Origin of the sequence: Acidovorax sp. JMULE5 (assembly GCF_013376875.1) — a bacterium.
In the GTDB taxonomy this organism is placed as follows: domain Bacteria; phylum Pseudomonadota; class Gammaproteobacteria; order Burkholderiales; family Burkholderiaceae_C; genus Acidovorax; species Acidovorax facilis.
This window is the reverse complement of record NZ_CP035951.1, coordinates 3,344,696-3,360,688: the sequence shown is the minus strand read 5'-3', so window position 1 is coordinate 3,360,688 and position 15,993 is coordinate 3,344,696. Positions and strand designations below refer to the sequence as shown.

Below are 15,993 nucleotides of genomic sequence, written 5' to 3'. Positions count from 1 at the left end.
CATCGAGGATTCGATGGCGGTTCTTGTCGGGGCAGGCAGGACGCGTGAATCGGGTGTGTCATTTTTGTCACCAGAACGCGACGAGCCACCCGGACACACTTTGGCCCACCCATGCAAAAAGCGCCCGGAACGTTGGTTCCGGGCGCTTTTTTTGGAATTCGCCTTCCTCTGCGAGCCCTCAAGCCCGAGGTGTCCGCTGTGACGCGGACGGGCGTAGCGAGATTTACTTCAGCTGGGCCTTGAGCAGCTTGCCCAGTTCCGAAGGATTGCGGGTGATGATGAAGCCCGACTCTTCCATGATCGCCAGCTTGGCATCGGCCGTGTCGGCGCCGCCAGAGATCAGCGCGCCAGCGTGGCCCATGCGCTTGCCGGGAGGGGCCGTGACGCCAGCGATGAAGCCCACGATAGGCTTCTTCATGTTGGCCTTGCACCACTGGGCGGCTTCGGCTTCGTCAGGACCGCCGATTTCGCCGATCATGATCACGGCGTCGGTGTCTGGATCGTCGTTGAAAGCCTTCATTACGTCGATGTGCTTGAGACCATTGATGGGGTCGCCACCAATGCCCACAGCGCTCGACTGGCCCAGGCCAACTTCGGTCAGCATCGCCACAGCTTCGTACGTCAGCGTGCCCGAGCGGCTTACCACGCCGATACGGCCCTTGCGGTGGATGTGACCGGGCATGATGCCGATCTTGATTTCGTCAGGCGTGATCAGACCAGGGCAGTTGGGGCCCAGCAGCAGCGTCTTCTTGCCGCCAGCGGCTTCCTTGGCCTTCATCTTGTTGCGCACCATCAGCATGTCCTTGACCGGAATGCCTTCGGTGATGCAGATGGCCATGTCCAGGTCGGCTTCGACGGCTTCCCAGATGGCATCCGCAGCGCCTGCTGGAGGCACATAGATCACCGACACGGTGGCACCGGTCTGCTGAGCGGCTTCCTTGACGGAGGCGTAGATCGGGATGTTGAAGATCGACTCGCCCGCCTTCTTGGGGTTCACGCCCGCCACGAAGCAGTTCTTGCCGTTCGCGTATTCCTGGCACTTTTCGGTGTGGAACTGGCCAGTCTTGCCCGTGATGCCCTGGGTGATGACCTTGGTGTCTTTGTTGATGTAGATCGACATGTGTGTTCTCCGGGCTTACTTGACGGCAGCAACGATCTTGGTCGCAGCTTCGGCCATGGTGTCTGCAGCGATGATGGGCAGGCCGGACTCGGCCAGCATCTTCTTGCCCAGTTCTTCGTTCGTGCCCTTCATGCGCACGACCAGCGGCACGTTCAGGTTCACGGCCTTGCAAGCGGTGATCACGCCAGTGGCGATGGTGTCGCACTTCATGATGCCGCCGAAGATGTTGACCAGAATGCCTTCGACCTTGGGGTTCTTCAGCATGATCTTGAAGGCTTCAGTCACCTTCTCGGGGGTGGCACCACCGCCTACGTCCAGGAAGTTGGCTGGCTCGCCGCCGAACAGCTTGATGGTGTCCATGGTGGCCATGGCCAGGCCCGCGCCGTTCACCAAGCAGCCGATGTTGCCATCGAGGCTGATGTAGGCCAGGTCGAACTTGGAGGCTTCCACTTCGGCCGGATCTTCTTCGTCCAGATCGCGGAAGGCCACGATTTCGGGGTGACGGAACAGCGCGTTGGCGTCAAAGTTGAACTTCGCGTCCAGGGCCATCAGGTTGCCCTTGGAGTCGCAGTTCAGGGGGTTGATTTCCACCAGCGACGCGTCAGTGTCCATGTAGCACTTGTAGATCTTGGCGAAGATGTCCACGGCCTGGTCGATGGAAGCGCCGGTCAGGCCGATGGCTGCTGCCACCTTGCGGCTCTGCGCCTCAGTGATGCCGGTCAGCGGGTCGATCATCTCGGTGATGATCTTCTCAGGGGTGGAGTGGGCCACTTCCTCGATGTCCATGCCGCCTTCGCTCGAAGCGATCAGGGCGACCTTTTGCGTGGCGCGGTCGGTGACCAGCGACACATACAGTTCGTTCTTGATGTCGGCGCCGTCTTCGATGTACAGGCGGCGAACCTTCTGGCCCTCAGCGCCGGTCTGGTGCGTGACCAGCTGCATGCCCAGGATGTCGCTGGCGCGTGCCTTCACGTCGTCGATGGTCTTGGCAACTTTCACGCCGCCACCCTTGCCACGGCCACCGGCGTGGATCTGGGCCTTGACCACCCACACGGGGCCGCCGAGCTTCTGGGCTGCTTCAACGGCTTCTTGCACCGTGAATGCGGGAATGCCACGCGGAACGGGCACACCAAAATTGCGCAAGATTTCCTTGCCTTGGTATTCGTGAATCTTCATGAGGTCTCTCTCAGGGAAGGGTGGTAGTTACCCGTTTACCATGAACAGATGTCTGGCCGCGGGCTTGGGACATGGCAACCCGCGACTGTATCATGTTGCAACGCACCATCCTTGTGCCTAACTTACACCCTGGGCTGGGCTGGTAGCCTTCCCATCCCCCCTTTTTCTCTTTTCTATTCCGGCAGCCGCTGCCGCCTTTTTGCAGGAGCACCTCCATGTCCAAAGTCTTTATCGATGGCGAAGCCGGTACCACGGGCCTGCAGATCCGCGAGCGCCTGCAGGCCATGCCGCAGATCGAGCTGGTCAGCATTGCGCCCGAGTTGCGCAAAGACCCGGCCGCCAAGCGCGACCTGATCGCGGGGGTCGACCTGGTGGTGCTGTGTCTTCACGACGATGCAGCGCGCGACACTGTGGCCATGGTGGACGAGATCGAGCGCACCTCGGGCCGCAAGGTCAAGGTGATCGACGCCAGCACGGCCCACCGCACGGCCGATGGCTGGGTGTACGGGTTTCCAGAACTCGCTGCATCGCAGGCGCAGGCGGTGCGCGACGCCACCCGTGTCTCTAACCCCGGCTGCTACGCCACGGGGGCCATTGCCATCCTGCGCCCACTGGTCGATGCGGGCCTGATCCCTGCAGACTACCCCCTGAGCCTGCCTTCGGTGTCGGGCTACTCCGGCGGCGGCCGCACCATGATCGAAGCGTACGAGGCAGGCACTGCAGCGCCGTATGAGGCCTACGCCCTGGGCCTGACGCACAAGCACATCCCCGAGATCCTGCGCTACACCGGCCTCACACGCCGCCCGGTGTTCATCCCCGCCGTGGGCAACTTCCGCCAGGGCATGCTGGTGCAGTTGCCGCTGCACCTGGACCTGCTGCCCGGAGCCCCCAAGGCCAGCGACCTGCACGACGCGCTGGCCGGCCACTACAGCCGCACCAACACGCCCGAGCAGTGGGTCAGCGTACTGCCGCCCACCGATGATTTGAAGCTCGCCGCCGACACGCTGACCGACACCAACAAGCTGGAGCTGCGCGTGTTTGCCAACGAGCAATACCGGCAGGCCGTGGTCATTGCGCGCCTGGACAACCTGGGCAAAGGCGCCAGTGGCGCCGCAGTGCAGAACCTGCAGCTGATGCTCGGTCTCTGAACCGCTACGGGTTTCCCCACCCTCCTGTCTGCCCGGCAGGTTTTCGACGCGCCAGACCTGGCGCGTTTTTTCTATGGGCGTCCCCGGCGGAATCGTTTAAGCTGATTCCGGACCGCTGACCACGCCAGACCCACTGGCGCACGCCGTATGTTTGGGGGGGCTGATGGGTTTTCCACTGTCTTATGACATCGTGGCGCCGCAGATGCGGTCGCTGCAGAAGCTCGAAGCTGCGTTGCAGCGCCTGGATCTTCGCTGGGAGGTCATCGACACCACTGCACGCATCGTGTGCCCGGGCGAGGCGGCGGGTTTCCTGCATACCCTGGACCAGACGCGTACCGCGTTCGCTACGCTGGCCCAGGAGATGGTGGAGCACATTGCCACCACCCACCTGAGCAACCGCATGGGCGACCTGGCGTCCCGCGCCCAGGTGGCCATCGATATTCTGGTGCGCAACCTTTTCGAGCGCACGGCCGATGTCGGCTTCATCGCCACCGATGGACCGCTGGTGGATTTTTTGGAGGCTGCGGGAGTCCAAGGCGACCCCGATGCCGCCACGCTGCTGCGCCAGCGGTTGCAAGAGTACCGCGCCAAATACACCGTCTATGACGACATCCTGCTGCTGGATGCCTGTGCCCATCCGTTGCTGGGCCTGCAAGACCGGCAGGTGACCGAGGCCTTGGTTGTGCAGGAACCCTCGTGGTGGCGGGGTGCGATGGACAGGCCCGGTTATGGCGAGCACTACGGTGCCTCGGACTGGTATCCCGGCGAAGGCGATCTGCTGCTGTATGTGCACCGCGTTGTATCGGCGCAGGGGCGCGCCTGCGGGGCCGTGGTGCTGCGCTTTGGACTCCATTCCGAGCTGGAGTCGATCTTTGCCGACCTGCGCGACCCCGAGGACCGCGTGGCGCTGCTGCTTGTGGATGGAAGTGACCGTGTCATTGCGTCCAGCAAGCCCGCTGAATTCTCGGTGGGCGAGGTCCTGGCCACTGGCTCTCTGCAGTCGCCCGACGCCCGCCCCTGCACCCACCGGGGCCACGACTACCTGGCGCAGGCGCGCACCACCCGGGGCTACCAGGGCTACCAAGGCCTGCCCTGGCGGGCGGTGGCGCTGGTGCGGCTGGATGCGGCGTTCAAGGGCGAGCAAGGTATGCAGGAGACGGCAGGGGGCGGTGGCGCGCCGGCGACGGCTGAGGCCGCGCGCATGGAGGTGGACGATCCCATGCTGCGCGCCATTGTGGAACGCGCCCGCGCCATCGAAGAAGGGCTTACCCGCGTGATCTGGAATGGCAAGGTGGCCGAATCGGCGGTGAGCGCAGGCTCGTCGATCCATGCTGTGTTTGACCAGATCGGGCGCACGGGCAAGGACACCATTGCCGTCTTCGACGGTGCCATCCAGGAACTGCGCGGACTGCTGCTGGCAGGGCGCCGCGCCGAGATGAAGGCCCATGCGGGCCTGGCGGTCCGCATCATGGACCGCAACCTCTACGAACGTGCCAACGACTGCCGCTGGTGGGCGCTGTCCGAAGAACTGACCCATGCGCTGGGTGACATCCAGGCACGGGGCGCGCCCGGGCAATCAGCCGCTGCAGCACAGCGCGCGGCACAGATCCTCGCGCACCTCAACAGCCTCTACACGGTGTACCGGCGCGTGGCGCTGTTTGACCGCCAGGGGCGTGTGGTGGCCGTGTCCTGCGATGCCAACACGCTGCCCGCCGACCTGCCACTGGATGCCGACCTGGTCCGGCGCACCCTGGCCTTGCAAGGTTCGCAGGCCTACGCCGTGTCGCCCATGCAGCCCCAGGCGCTGGCCGATGGCTTGCCCGCCTATGTGTACTGCGCCGCGCTGCGCGCTGCGCCGGGCGGCCCGGTGGTGGGCGGCATCGCGCTGGCCTTCAACTGCGCCACCGAGCTGAAGGCCATGCTGCGCGACGCACTGCCGCAGGGCCAGGGCATGCGCGGCTTCTTCACCGATGCGCAGGGGCGCGTGCTGGCCAGCGCAGACGAGGATGGCATGGATGCCGCTCAGGGCGGTGCGCAACCTGTGCTGCCTTTTGTGTCAGATATCGCACGGGCCGCAGTGCCACCCGCCGCCGCAGGGCGGCAGCCCGGGCAGGGCGCAAGAACTTCCTCTGCGGCGACTGCGTCTGTCCTGCCCGCCACCGCGCAGCGCGTGCACTGGCAAGGGCAGGACTATCTGGCGGGTGTGGCGGTCAGCACCGGATACCGGGAATTCAAGCGCGACGATGGATACCGGGAACCCGTGTACTCCGTATTGCTGATGCCCGTACAGCCCGCCGTGGCCAGCGGCGGTGCCCTGGCCTTGCCGCAGTCATCTGCGCAAGGGGCGGGCGGCAATGTGCGCCGCTATGGTGTGGTGGCCTGTGGCGCCCTGCTGCTGGCCATTGACAGCGTGCACGTGCAGCAGGCCATGTCGGCCGCGCGTCTGGTGCAGGTGCCGGGCCCGGCGCAGCTGGCCGGCATGCTGGAGATTGCCCACGAAGGCGGCACCCGCATGGCGCCCGCCTATGACGCCTGCCGCATTGCGGGCCTGTCTGCATTGGCCGACCCTCGGCGGGCCGTGGCGGTCGTGGTGAAGAGCCAGGGCCGCCCGGTGGTGCTGTTGGTGGAGCGTCTGGTGGGCGTGGTGTCGCAGGACAGCGTGCACCCAGTGCCCGGCAGCGTGTCCGCACATGCCCCATGGATCACGGGCATCCTGAGCGACCGAGGCTCGGGCCAGGCCATCGTGTATGTGGTGGACCCCAATGGCCTGGATGCCCGGTGGGTACCCTTGCCACCCGAGGTGCTTGCGGCACCCTCAGCCAGCAGTACTGTTGCAGAGTTGACAACGCAGCGCTGACCGGGCCTGGCCTGGCCTAGCTTGCGGACGCTGCCTGGTTGGGTCAGGTGGCGCCAGGGTCCTCGTCATTCGTGTCGCCGTCCGTATCGCCACCAATGGCTTTCTGGATGGCATGCATCGTGAAGCCGCGTGCCATCAGGAAGCGGACCTGGCGCGAGCGTTCTTTCATGTCCAGCGGCACCTGGCCAAACTTGCGCTGCCATACCTCTCGGGCACGCTGCACCTCGGTGGCCAGCAGCGGGGCCGTGGCCTCGCGCACCAGCTCATCGGCCACTCCCCGGTTGCGCAGTTCCCGAACGAGGCGGGCTGCACCCAGGCGGGGGCCACGGCGGTGCACCAGGGATTGGGCCGCGCGCTGGTCGCTCAGCCAGTCCTGCTCCACCAGCAGGTCCAGCAGGGCGGCCAGCTCCTCGGGGCTCTCTGCATGGGGCGCCAGCTTGGCGGCCAGCTCGCTGCGGGAATGCTCCCGCTGGCTTAGCAGGCGCAGGGCCCGGCCCTTGAGCGAGAGCGTGGTGAACCCCATGAATTTATTTGCTTCAAATTTGATAGCTACTAGCGATTGCCAATCAAGCGCTAGCAGCCAATTTTGCTTGAAACTTCGGAGTTCACTCGTCCGCAGTGGCGGCAGGGGCCTGCAGTGCGCCAGGCAGCAGCGCAATGCCCAGGCCTTCGCGCACCTTGTTCTCGATCTCGCGGGCGAGGTCGGGGTTCTCACGCAGGAACTCACGCGCGTTGTCGCGGCCCTGGCCGATTTTTTCGCCGTTGTAAGCGTACCAGGCACCGCTCTTTTCCACGATCTTGGCGGTCACGCCCATGTCGATGATTTCGCCCTCGCGGCTGATGCCCTCGCCGAACAGGATGTCGAACTCGGCCGTCTTGAAGGGTGGGCTCACCTTGTTCTTGACCACCTTGACCTTGGTTTCGTTGCCGATGGCTTCGTCGCCCTTCTTAATGGTGCCGGTGCGGCGGATATCCAGGCGCACGGAGGCATAGAACTTGAGCGCGTTACCGCCGGTGGTGGTTTCTGGCGAGCCGAACATCACGCCGATCTTCATGCGGATCTGGTTGATGAAGATGACCATGCAATTGGTCTTCTTGATCGTGGCGGTCAGCTTGCGCAGCGCCTGGCTCATCAGGCGGGCCTGCAGGCCGGGCAAGGCGTCGCCCATCTCGCCTTCGATTTCGGCCTTGGGCGTGAGCGCGGCGACCGAGTCCACCACGATCAGGTCCACTGCGCCAGAGCGCACCAGGCTGTCCACAATTTCCAGGGCCTGCTCGCCGGTGTCGGGCTGGCTGATCAGCAAGTCGGACAGTTGCACCCCCAGTTTCTGGGCGTACTGCACATCCAGCGCGTGTTCGGCATCCACAAACGCGCAGGTACCGCCCAGCTTCTGCATCTCGGCAATCACCTGCAGCGTGAGCGTGGTCTTGCCCGACGATTCCGGGCCATAGATCTCGACCACGCGGCCACGGGGCAGGCCGCCCACGCCCAGCGCGATATCGAGGCCCAGCGAGCCGGTGGAGACAACCTGGATGTCCTCGATCACCTCACCTTCACCCAGGCGCATGATCGTGCCCTTGCCAAACTGCTTCTCGATCTGGGCGAGCGCGGCGGCCAGGGCCTTGGCCTTTTCGGTGTTCACGGGCAATGCGGGGTTGGTGCCTTTGACTGCGACGTCCATGAGAAACTCCTTGAAAAACAACAGGTTGGATGCTTGCATCGCTCTGCGGTTAATCACAGGCTGGATGCTTGAACAGTAGTTTATGCGAGCAATGGAATCGAGATAAAGCAATTTTTAGTCAGTTTGCCTGACAATTGGTGATGACCGATTTTTCGCCTGTTGCCGCCTCCGTTGCGCCGCTCCCGGGCCACGATGACCGCTGGCGCCAAACCCACCTGGGCCGCCTGATGGGCAGTGCCCTGCGCCGCTTCGATGCGCGGGTGTTGCAGCTCATGGCGCGCAATGTGGAGGTGCCGCTGGCGCTGTCCAACCTGGCAGCACGCGACCAGGTGACGGCTGCGCACGTGCACATCACCCGGCACCTGGCATTGCAGGGCGACCGGCTGACCGACCTGGCCCAGCGCGCGGGCATGACCAAGCAGGCCATGGCCAACCTGGTGGACCAGTGCGAGGCCTGGGGGCTGGTCACGCGCCAGCCAGACCCGCTGGATGCGCGGGCGCGCCGCGTGTGCTTCACGCCCACCGGCCTGGCGTGGCTGCAAGCGTTCCGGGATTCAGTGGCGCAGGCCGAGGCGGAGTTTCGCGCCGAAGTGGGCAATGACGTTGCCACCGTGGTGGCGATTGGGCTGGAGGCCTATGCGGGCGGCGACACCGAAACCTGAGCACCCACCGGCTCGGCGCACGCCAGCAGCCATTCCCTGAAGCATTGCAGCGCATGTAGCTGCGTGCGGCCTTCGGGATAGCAGAACCAGTAGCCCACATCGCTCCGATAGCCGCCGCGCAGGTTGGCATCCGGCAGGGGCTCGCGCACCAGGCCCGCCGTGATTTCGTCCTGCACCAGGCAGCGCGGTACCAGCGCCAGGCCCATGCCGGCCATCACCGCGCGGATCATGGTCTGGAACTGGTCGAACTGCGGCCCGGCCAGCGGGTCGATGAGGGCCTCCACCCCGTGCGTCTCGCTCCAGCGCAACCACGCCTCGGGCACGGTCACGTGGCGCAGCAGGGTGTAGCTAGCTACGTCGCGCGGGGTGTGGATGGGCCAGTCGGCCACCTTGGTGCGGGGGGCGATCAGGGCCACCTCGTTGCCCGTGATGTGGTGGGCGTGCGCGCCGGGCCAGTGGCCGTCGCCGAACAGGATGGCGCAGTCCAGCTCGGGCCGGGTGAAGTCGTAGCTGTGCACATAGGGCACAAAGTGCAGCGTGATTTGCGGATGCTGCTGCTGGAACTGCGGCAGGCGTGGGATGAGCCACTTGGCGGCAAACGTGGGCAGGCTGGAAAGGTGCAGCGCGCCGCCGCCGTCATCGCTGGTGATCAGCTCCAACGTGGCCGCCTCCAGCTGCGCCAGCACGCCGCGCACGGCCTTTTCATAGCGCTCGCCAGCGGGAGTGAGCGCCAGGCGCTTGCGGCTGCGCTCGAACAGCGGCACGCCGATCCAGGTCTCCAGCTCCTTGATCTGCTTGCTGACCGCACTTTGCGTGAGGTGCAGGGCCTCGGCCGCGCGGGAGACCCCGCCGAACCGCGTCACCGTGGAGAACGCCCGGAGCAAGTGAAGGGGTGGTGAAAGGCGGCGAAGGGATGACATAGTAAGTAATCAAATCATTCCAAATGGGAATGTTATCAGGCATATCCATTGCTTGGTAGAGCGCATTGAATCCTTTAACCTCAATGCAACTCATAGGAGAAACGCCCATGCAACGCCGTCATCTGCTCTCAATGCTGGCCGCCGTATCTTTCGCTCCCGGAATGTCTTTGGCGCAGGAGGGTAAGCCTCTGCGCATCATTGTTCCGTTCCCACCCGGGGGCGCCACGGACATCACGGCCCGCAGCCTGCAAGAGTCGCTGGCCCGCATCCTCAAGCAGCCCGTGGTGCTGGAAAACCGGGGCGGCGCAGGCGGCTCCATCGGCATGGCCGAAGTGGCCCGCGCGCCGGCAGACGGCCTCACCATAGGCGTGGCCACGCTGTCCACCCACGGCGTGAACCCCGCCGTGTACACCAAGCTGCCCTACCACCCAACCAAGGACTTCATCGGCGTGACCGAGATCGTCAAGGCCCCGGGCGTCATCGTGATCAACCCAGCCGTGCTGCCCGTCAAGGACTTTGCGGAGCTGGTGAAGTACCTCAAGGCCAACCCCGGCAAGGTGTCGTACGCGACGCCAGGCAACGGCACCATCGGCCACATGTGGGGCGAGCTGTTCAAGAGCAGCACGGGCACCTCCATGGTGCACATCCCCTACCGTGGTGCAGGCCCGGCCATCAACGATGTGCTGGCAGGCCAGGTGGCGGTGTACTTTGACCAGGTCGCTTCGTCGCTGCCACACGTCAAATCCGGCAAGCTCAAGGCACTGGCCGTGTCCTGGCCCGCACGCCTGGACGTGTTGCCCGATGTGCCTACTTATGGCGAGCTCGGCTACAAGCAGGCCAACGAACCGTCGTGGTTTGGCCTCGTGGCGCCCGCAGCCACACCCGCTGCTGCGGTAGAACGCATCCAGCAGGCCGTGGCCCAGGCGCTCAAGGAACCCGCGGTGCGCGAGCGCCTGGCGGGCCAGGGGCTGTACCCGTCGGGCACCACGCCCAAGGAGTTCACCGCCCAGATCGCCAGCGAGATCGACAAGATGAAGCGCGTGGCCGCTTATGCCAACGTGGTGCTGGACTGATCTCCGCCCCCCCGTACCCCCGTACCGGCCACAGCCGGGATGCTGTGAATTGGGTTCACGATGCAGTGGTTGCCCTGTCTTCAGGGATAACCATAGTCACATCCCGGTCTGGGCGGCTAGGCCAGCCGCCCTCCTTTGCGCACACTCTGCCTATGCATTCAGCCTTGAAACTGATCCACCACCGCTTTCAGCACGCCCAACCGGGAGCCACCGGTTCACCCGGGCAGGCCACGCAACCATCTGCCACTGTCACTGCGGTGTCCGGCAGTACACCGCTGGTGCTTGACTCTCCCCACAGCGGCACTCAGTACCCCGCCGACTTTGGCTCCGCCCTCGCCTTGGCCACCCTGCGCCGTGCGGAAGACACCCACGTCGAAAAAATCTACGCCTTTGCCCCGGCGCTGGGCGTGGCCTGGGTCGAGGCCCACTTCCCCCGCATCTACCTTGATGCCAACCGCGACACCACCGAGCTGGATACCAGCCTGATCGACGGCGAATGGACCGACCCCATCTCCACCGACCCCAAGGTGCTCAGCAAGGTGCGCCTGGGCAAGGGCCTGATCTGGAAGTTCACCGACGAGGGTGAGCCCATCTACCACCGCCAGCTCACCGTGGCCGAAGTGCGTGCGCGCATCGACCAATGCTGGCGCCCCTACCACGCGGCAGTGGCCCAGGCCATCGATGCCGCCCATGCGCGCCACGGCTACAGCATCCACCTTAACTGCCACTCCATGCCCGCCGTGGCCGGGCGCTTTGCCACCGAGTTTCCGGGCCTCGAACACGCCGATTTCGTGGTGGGCGACCGCGACGGCACCACGGCCAGCCCCGCGCTGTCCGCACTGATCTGCGATCACCTGCGCGCGTGTGGCTACAGCGTGGAATACAACCACCCCTACAAAGGCGTGGAGCTGGTGCGCCGCTATGGCAACCCTGCGCAGCACCGCCACAGCATCCAGGTCGAGATCAACCGCAAGCTCTACATGGACGAGCGCACGCTGGCGCAGGTGCCCGAGGGCATGGCGCGGCTGCAGGCCGACCTGCAGGCGCTGGTGCGCAGGCTGCTTGCGCACGATCCGCGCTGACAGGGGCGAGCCGCTTTCAGAACCGCTTCTCAGGCCAGCAGTACAGAAACGCTTTCGTACAGCAGCGCGATGCTGTCCTCGGTGGCGATGTTGCTGTGCGCAAAGGCGGCGCGCGACCCGTCCATGGCCACCAGCGACAACGCCTGAAACCCGCCGGTTTCACCCGTGTGCAACAGCCAGCCTGCGCCCTGCATGGCGTGCGTGATCCACCCCAGCGCATAGCGGTTGGCAGGAGCGCGTGCCAGCTCTTGCAGCCCCTGCAGGTAACTGCGGGGCAGGGGCGTGGCGTCACCCCTGAGGGCGTGCAGGTGCCATTGCAGCCACAGGGCGTCGTCCCGCGCGGTCAGGCTCACGGCGCCGGCTGGGTTCAGGATTTCCAGCCATGCGCGCTCGGGCGCCCCGGCCAAGCTTTGGGGCTGTAGTTGCCCACCTTCCAGTGCATGGCCTGCGGGCTGGTCGCTACCCCTTCGCAAAGGCTCGCCGACGAACAGGGAGATGCCCAGCGGCTGGGCCACGCGCTGGCGCAGCAAGTCTGCCCAGTCCTGCCCCGTGGCGGCGCGCAGCATGCGGGCCGCCAGCGCATAGCCAGCGTTGGAGTACGCAAAATCCGGGTCGGCCCCCGTGCCCCGGACAGGGGCCTGGCGCAGCAGCCACTGCAGGAAGAAGTCCTCCACTTCGGCGGGCGCTTGCAGTCGGGTGAGCACGTCGGTGCCCACTTCGCCGAGGAACATCGCCACATCCTCCGGTTTGTTGAATGCCATCACACCCGCGCGGTGGTCCAGCAATTGCCGCAGCGTGACACCCTGGTAGGCGGGCAGGGCCTCGCGGGCCAATCCGGGCAGCGTCTGCGCCAGCGTGCTGTCCCAGCGCAGCAGGCCCTGGTCCACCACGCTGGCGGCCACACACGCCGTCATGGCCTTGGTGTTGGAGCCAATTGCCATCAGGTCGCCACGCTCCAGCGCGGCGGTGCCGCCCAACCTGCGCAGCCCGGCCACCGCCACCTGGGCGCGCGTGGAATCCGTCCAGCCGGTGGCCGCACCCACAACGCCTTGGGACACCAGCTTGCTGGCCTGCGACTGCAGGCGCTCCAGCAAGGCGTCAGCGCCATCGTCGCTACCGCCGCCACAGGCGGTCACCAGGGTGCCCAGGCCAGCTGCGGCCAGCCAGCGGCGACGAGAGAGGACGGCGCCGCGCGCCGCAAGGAAATTCAGGAAGTTCATGGCATCTCGCAAAGAAAAGATGCCCGATTGTTGGAACGCGAACCTTGGGCCTACCCAAAGGTCTCAGCTGGCCAGCGCAGCGTGAAGCCCACGCCCCGGCCCTGCAGGCCCGTGCCGACAGTGACCCGCCCGCCCAGGTGTCCCATGGCCTGCTGCGCGATGGTGAGCCCTAGGCCGGAGCCGCTGCTGCGCGCGCGTGGCGAACGCCAGAACCGCTCGAAGACCCGTGTCTGCTCGCCGGCCTCAATGCCTGGGCCGTCATCGGCAATCCAGACCACCACGTCGCCACCGTCCTGGCTCACGCGCAACTGCACCTCGTGCCCGGCGCCCGGTCCGCAGCCATGCTTGAGGGCGTTGTCCAGCACATTGCCCAGCGCCGACCACAGCAGCTGGCGGTCAAAGGCCAGCACCCAGGCATCGGGCCCTTCGAGCGACAGCTCCACGCCCGTCTCGTCCGCCCAGCGCATGCGCTGCGCCAGGCAGTCCTGCAGCAAGGCCATCAGGTCCTGCCGTTCGGCGCTGGGGGGCGGGGCTTCCTCCAGCGCAGCCAGCGTGAGCAATTGCTCGCTCAGGTGGGCCGCGCGCTCAACGGCGTGCATCAGCGCCTCAGAGGCCCGCGCCCGCGCGGGGCCCTCGGGTGCCTGGAGAAGCACGTGGGCCTGGGTGGCAATGACTGCCATGGGCGTGCGCAGCTCGTGGGCCGCGTCGTGCACAAGCGCCTTCTCACGTGCCAGGTGGGCGCGCAGTCGGTTGAGCAAGTGGTCGAATGCCTGGGCCAGCCCGCGCAGTTCGCGCTCGGGGGGCAGGTCCTGCAGGGGGCGCAGGTCGTGGGCAGAGCGCGCCGCGATCTGGGCACCCAGCCGCGCCAGTGGGCGCAGGCCCGTGCGGACGGCCAGCCACAGCGGCAGTCCCACCAGGGGCAGCGCCAGCAGCACCGAGGCCGCGAGGTCTTCGCCCATGAAGCTGAGCAGGCGCGCGTCGGACAACAGGGGCTCTGCCACCAGCACGCGCCACGCGCCCGAGGTTTCCCACGCGGCCCAGTGCGAGCGCCCTGCAATCACCAACTTGGCGTGGCCGGACGGGCCGGCCAGGGCAACGGCGGGGAGGTCGGCGGCGCTGCTATGAAACAGCTGCCCGTGCGTGTCCTGCAGCTGCAGCACGACTTTCTCGCCCTGCAGCAGTTCCACGTCCAGGCGCATGGCGTTGAACGTCTGTGCCGTGCCGCGCACCAGCGCGCGGGCTTCCACCGGGTCGGGCATGGAGGCCAGCGGCACTGCCAGCCCCTGTGCCAGCTGGCGCACGCCCGGGTTGGTGCCCATGGTCTCGTAGTGGGTGTAGGCCATCTGCGCCAGCAGCACCAGCCACACCAGCCCCATGGCTGCAAGCAGCGCCAGCAGGGTGCGCCGCGTGAGGCTGGGGCCCCACCAGCGGTTCCATGCGCCGTGTGCAAGGACAGGCCACTTCATGGCTGCAGCCGGTAGCCCACGCCGCGCACCGTGACCACGCGCTGGGCGCCAATCTTCTTGCGCAGGTTGGAGATATGCACCTCCAGCGTGGCGGCGTCCAGCGCATCGCCCAGCGGTTCGAGCCGCTGGGCGAGCACGTTCTTGGCGACCACGGTGCCGGGCTCGCGGGCCAGTTCCACCAGCAGGCGGAACTCGCGCGGCGACAGGGCCAGCAGGGCGTCGCCCTGCCAGGCCTCATGCCGCCGGGGCGCAATCCGCAGTGTGCCCAATGTCCATTCCTCGCAGGCCTGGCGGGCGCTGCGCCGCAGCACCGCGTGCAGGCGCGACAGCAGCTCGGGCACGTGAAAGGGCTTGAGCACATAGTCGTCCGCACCGGCGTCCAAGCCGTCCAGCCGGTCCTGCAGCGCCGTGCGGGCAGTGATGACGATCACGGGCACCGCGAGCCCCGCGCGCCGCCAGTGGCGCAGCAGCGCCATGCCCTGGCCGTCGGGCAGGGTCAGGTCCAGCAGCACGGCGGCAATGTCGTTGGCGTCTGGCACTGGCGGCGTGGCGGCCACGCTACGCAGCCATTGCACCGTGAAGCCGTCCAGCTGCAGGGCCTGCAGCAGCGCTTGTCCCAGGTCCAGATCGTCTTCAATGAGCAGGATGTGCATGGCGGTGATTGTCCCCGCCCAAGCTTGCACGAAACCAAAGACCAGGCGGGAGCCAGACGCCTAAAATCACAGCACAGGCGCGGCACCAGACCGCCGCCACCTCACCAGGAGACAACGCATGCGCATTCTCATTGCCGAAGACGACCAGGTGCTGGCCGATGGCCTGCTGCGCACCCTGCGCGCCTCGGGAGCCGTGGTGGACCACGTGGCCAGCGGCACCGAGGCCGATGCAGCGCTCCTGACCAACAACGAATTCGACCTTCTCATCCTGGACCTGGGCCTGCCCAAGATGCACGGGCTGGAGGTGCTCAAAAAGCTGCGCGGCCGAGGCTCCGCCTTGCCCGTGCTCATCCTCACCGCCGCTGACAGCGTGGAAGAGCGTGTGAAGGGCCTGGACTTTGGCGCCGACGACTACATGGCCAAGCCCTTCAGCCTGCAGGAGCTCGAAGCCCGCGTGCGCGCCCTCACGCGGCGGGGAATGGGCGGCACCAGCAGCGCCATCAAACACGGCCCGCTGGTGTACGACCAGGCCGGCCGCGTGGCCACCATCGACGGCAAGATGATCGAGCTGTCGGCGCGCGAGCTGGGCCTCTTGGAGGTGCTGCTGCAGCGCGCGGGCCGCCTGGTGAGCAAGGAGCAACTGGTGGAGCGCCTGTGCGAGTGGGGCGAAGAAGTCAGCAACAACGCCATCGAGGTCTACATCCACCGGCTGCGCAAGAAGATCGAAGGCGGGCCCATCCGCATTGCTACCGTGCGCGGCCTCGGCTACTGCCTTGAGAAGATTCCAGGATGAAGATGCACCCCCTGAGTCGCCTTCGGCGCCTTCCCCCTGAAGGGGGACGCACCCGGTGGCCTGGCGAAGCCAGTTCCACGGGTGCACTGGCTTGGGCTGCGCCAGTTTCGCAGGCTGTGAGCTGCGATTGCGTGCTGATGA

14 protein-coding genes are annotated in these 15,993 nt (G+C 66.2%); 6 read left to right on the top strand and 8 right to left on the bottom strand.

What is annotated here, in order from left to right; genetic code table 11:
- Nucleotides 1–223 precede the first annotated feature (223 nt).
- Nucleotides 224–1,120, bottom strand: a complete 897-nt coding sequence (gene sucD, locus EXV95_RS15335) for a succinate--CoA ligase subunit alpha (protein WP_056056609.1) — start codon at nucleotides 1,118–1,120, stop codon at nucleotides 224–226.
- A 15-nt stretch (nucleotides 1,121–1,135) separates the two neighbouring features.
- Nucleotides 1,136–2,296 carry an ADP-forming succinate--CoA ligase subunit beta gene (sucC, locus tag EXV95_RS15330; RefSeq protein WP_056056610.1) on the bottom strand — a complete coding sequence of 387 codons (1,161 nt, stop codon included), beginning with the start codon at nucleotides 2,294–2,296 and terminating at the stop codon, nucleotides 1,136–1,138.
- A gap of 215 nt (nucleotides 2,297–2,511) precedes the next feature.
- Here sucC and argC point away from each other — a divergent pair, with 215 nt between their 5' ends.
- Both argC and EXV95_RS15320 read left to right on the top strand, forming a co-directional pair.
- Complete coding sequence (argC, locus tag EXV95_RS15325) at nucleotides 2,512–3,444, top strand: N-acetyl-gamma-glutamyl-phosphate reductase (RefSeq protein WP_176887507.1); 933 nt, start codon at nucleotides 2,512–2,514, stop codon at nucleotides 3,442–3,444.
- A gap of 163 nt (nucleotides 3,445–3,607) precedes the next feature.
- Entirely contained in the window at nucleotides 3,608–6,301 is a 2,694-nt protein-coding gene (locus EXV95_RS15320; protein ID WP_176887506.1) for a chemotaxis protein CheW, read from the top strand.
- 43 nt (nucleotides 6,302–6,344) lie between these two features.
- Here the strand turns inward: EXV95_RS15320 and recX are convergent, their stop codons facing one another.
- Together recX and recA are read right to left on the bottom strand one after the other, a co-directional pair.
- Nucleotides 6,345–6,824, bottom strand: coding sequence for a recombination regulator RecX (recX, locus tag EXV95_RS15315; RefSeq protein WP_176887505.1), 480 nt, complete (start codon nucleotides 6,822–6,824; stop codon nucleotides 6,345–6,347).
- 82 nt (nucleotides 6,825–6,906) lie between these two features.
- Nucleotides 6,907–7,983 (bottom strand): recombinase RecA, encoded by a 1,077-nt coding sequence (gene recA, locus EXV95_RS15310; RefSeq protein WP_121422935.1) that lies wholly within the window; start codon nucleotides 7,981–7,983, stop codon nucleotides 6,907–6,909.
- A 140-nt stretch (nucleotides 7,984–8,123) separates the two neighbouring features.
- Here recA and EXV95_RS15305 point away from each other — a divergent pair, with 140 nt between their 5' ends.
- The gene (locus EXV95_RS15305; protein WP_176887504.1) at nucleotides 8,124–8,645 is read left to right on the top strand and encodes a MarR family winged helix-turn-helix transcriptional regulator; all 522 of its coding nucleotides are present in this window, start codon (nucleotides 8,124–8,126) and stop codon (nucleotides 8,643–8,645) included.
- On the opposite strand, the gene EXV95_RS15300 is transcribed toward EXV95_RS15305, so the two are convergent.
- On the bottom strand, nucleotides 8,618–9,565 hold the full coding sequence (locus EXV95_RS15300; RefSeq protein WP_176887503.1) for a LysR substrate-binding domain-containing protein: 948 nt from the start codon (nucleotides 9,563–9,565) through the stop codon (nucleotides 8,618–8,620). The genes EXV95_RS15305 and EXV95_RS15300 overlap by 28 nt on opposite strands.
- A gap of 107 nt (nucleotides 9,566–9,672) precedes the next feature.
- On the opposite strand from EXV95_RS15300, the gene EXV95_RS15295 reads away from it, so the two are divergent.
- Together EXV95_RS15295 and EXV95_RS15290 are read left to right on the top strand one after the other, a co-directional pair.
- Nucleotides 9,673–10,638: a tripartite tricarboxylate transporter substrate binding protein BugE gene (locus EXV95_RS15295; RefSeq protein ID WP_176887502.1), complete on the top strand. Its 966-nt coding sequence runs from the start codon at nucleotides 9,673–9,675 to the stop codon at nucleotides 10,636–10,638.
- 152 nt (nucleotides 10,639–10,790) lie between these two features.
- Nucleotides 10,791–11,720, top strand: a complete 930-nt coding sequence (locus EXV95_RS15290) for an N-formylglutamate amidohydrolase (RefSeq protein WP_176887501.1) — start codon at nucleotides 10,791–10,793, stop codon at nucleotides 11,718–11,720.
- A gap of 29 nt (nucleotides 11,721–11,749) precedes the next feature.
- On the opposite strand, the gene EXV95_RS15285 is transcribed toward EXV95_RS15290, so the two are convergent.
- From EXV95_RS15285 to EXV95_RS15275, 3 genes are read right to left on the bottom strand one after another with little or no spacing between them, the layout of a single operon-like run.
- Nucleotides 11,750–12,940, bottom strand: a complete 1,191-nt coding sequence (locus EXV95_RS15285; RefSeq protein ID WP_176887500.1) for a serine hydrolase — start codon at nucleotides 12,938–12,940, stop codon at nucleotides 11,750–11,752.
- A gap of 50 nt (nucleotides 12,941–12,990) precedes the next feature.
- Nucleotides 12,991–14,406: a HAMP domain-containing sensor histidine kinase gene (locus EXV95_RS15280; RefSeq protein ID WP_176887499.1), complete on the bottom strand. Its 1,416-nt coding sequence runs from the start codon at nucleotides 14,404–14,406 to the stop codon at nucleotides 12,991–12,993.
- On the bottom strand, nucleotides 14,403–15,059 hold the full coding sequence (locus EXV95_RS15275) for a response regulator transcription factor (RefSeq protein WP_176887498.1): 657 nt from the start codon (nucleotides 15,057–15,059) through the stop codon (nucleotides 14,403–14,405). Before EXV95_RS15275 ends, EXV95_RS15280 begins: the two co-directional genes overlap by 4 nt.
- A 118-nt stretch (nucleotides 15,060–15,177) precedes the next feature.
- Here EXV95_RS15275 and EXV95_RS15270 point away from each other — a divergent pair, with 118 nt between their 5' ends.
- A complete protein-coding gene (locus EXV95_RS15270) occupies nucleotides 15,178–15,852 on the top strand; it encodes a response regulator transcription factor (protein WP_055394601.1) in 675 nt (224 codons plus the stop codon).
- Nucleotides 15,853–15,993 lie beyond the last annotated feature (141 nt).

What these genes read in the sequence shown, in the direction of transcription:
- sucD (WP_056056609.1), bottom strand. Translation starts at nt 1,120, where the DNA reads ATGTCGATCTACATCAACAAAGACACCAAGGTCATCACCCAGGGCATC.
- sucC (WP_056056610.1), bottom strand. Translation starts at nt 2,296, where the DNA reads ATGAAGATTCACGAATACCAAGGCAAGGAAATCTTGCGCAATTTTGGT.
- argC (WP_176887507.1), top strand. Translation starts at nt 2,512, where the DNA reads ATGTCCAAAGTCTTTATCGATGGCGAAGCCGGTACCACGGGCCTGCAG.
- EXV95_RS15320 (WP_176887506.1), top strand. Translation starts at nt 3,608, where the DNA reads ATGGGTTTTCCACTGTCTTATGACATCGTGGCGCCGCAGATGCGGTCG.
- recX (WP_176887505.1), bottom strand. Translation starts at nt 6,824, where the DNA reads ATGGGGTTCACCACGCTCTCGCTCAAGGGCCGGGCCCTGCGCCTGCTA.
- recA (WP_121422935.1), bottom strand. Translation starts at nt 7,983, where the DNA reads ATGGACGTCGCAGTCAAAGGCACCAACCCCGCATTGCCCGTGAACACC.
- EXV95_RS15305 (WP_176887504.1), top strand. Translation starts at nt 8,124, where the DNA reads ATGACCGATTTTTCGCCTGTTGCCGCCTCCGTTGCGCCGCTCCCGGGC.
- EXV95_RS15300 (WP_176887503.1), bottom strand. Translation starts at nt 9,565, where the DNA reads ATGTCATCCCTTCGCCGCCTTTCACCACCCCTTCACTTGCTCCGGGCG.
- EXV95_RS15295 (WP_176887502.1), top strand. Translation starts at nt 9,673, where the DNA reads ATGCAACGCCGTCATCTGCTCTCAATGCTGGCCGCCGTATCTTTCGCT.
- EXV95_RS15290 (WP_176887501.1), top strand. Translation starts at nt 10,791, where the DNA reads ATGCATTCAGCCTTGAAACTGATCCACCACCGCTTTCAGCACGCCCAA.
- EXV95_RS15285 (WP_176887500.1), bottom strand. Translation starts at nt 12,940, where the DNA reads ATGAACTTCCTGAATTTCCTTGCGGCGCGCGGCGCCGTCCTCTCTCGT.
- EXV95_RS15280 (WP_176887499.1), bottom strand. Translation starts at nt 14,406, where the DNA reads ATGAAGTGGCCTGTCCTTGCACACGGCGCATGGAACCGCTGGTGGGGC.
- EXV95_RS15275 (WP_176887498.1), bottom strand. Translation starts at nt 15,059, where the DNA reads ATGCACATCCTGCTCATTGAAGACGATCTGGACCTGGGACAAGCGCTG.
- EXV95_RS15270 (WP_055394601.1), top strand. Translation starts at nt 15,178, where the DNA reads ATGCGCATTCTCATTGCCGAAGACGACCAGGTGCTGGCCGATGGCCTG.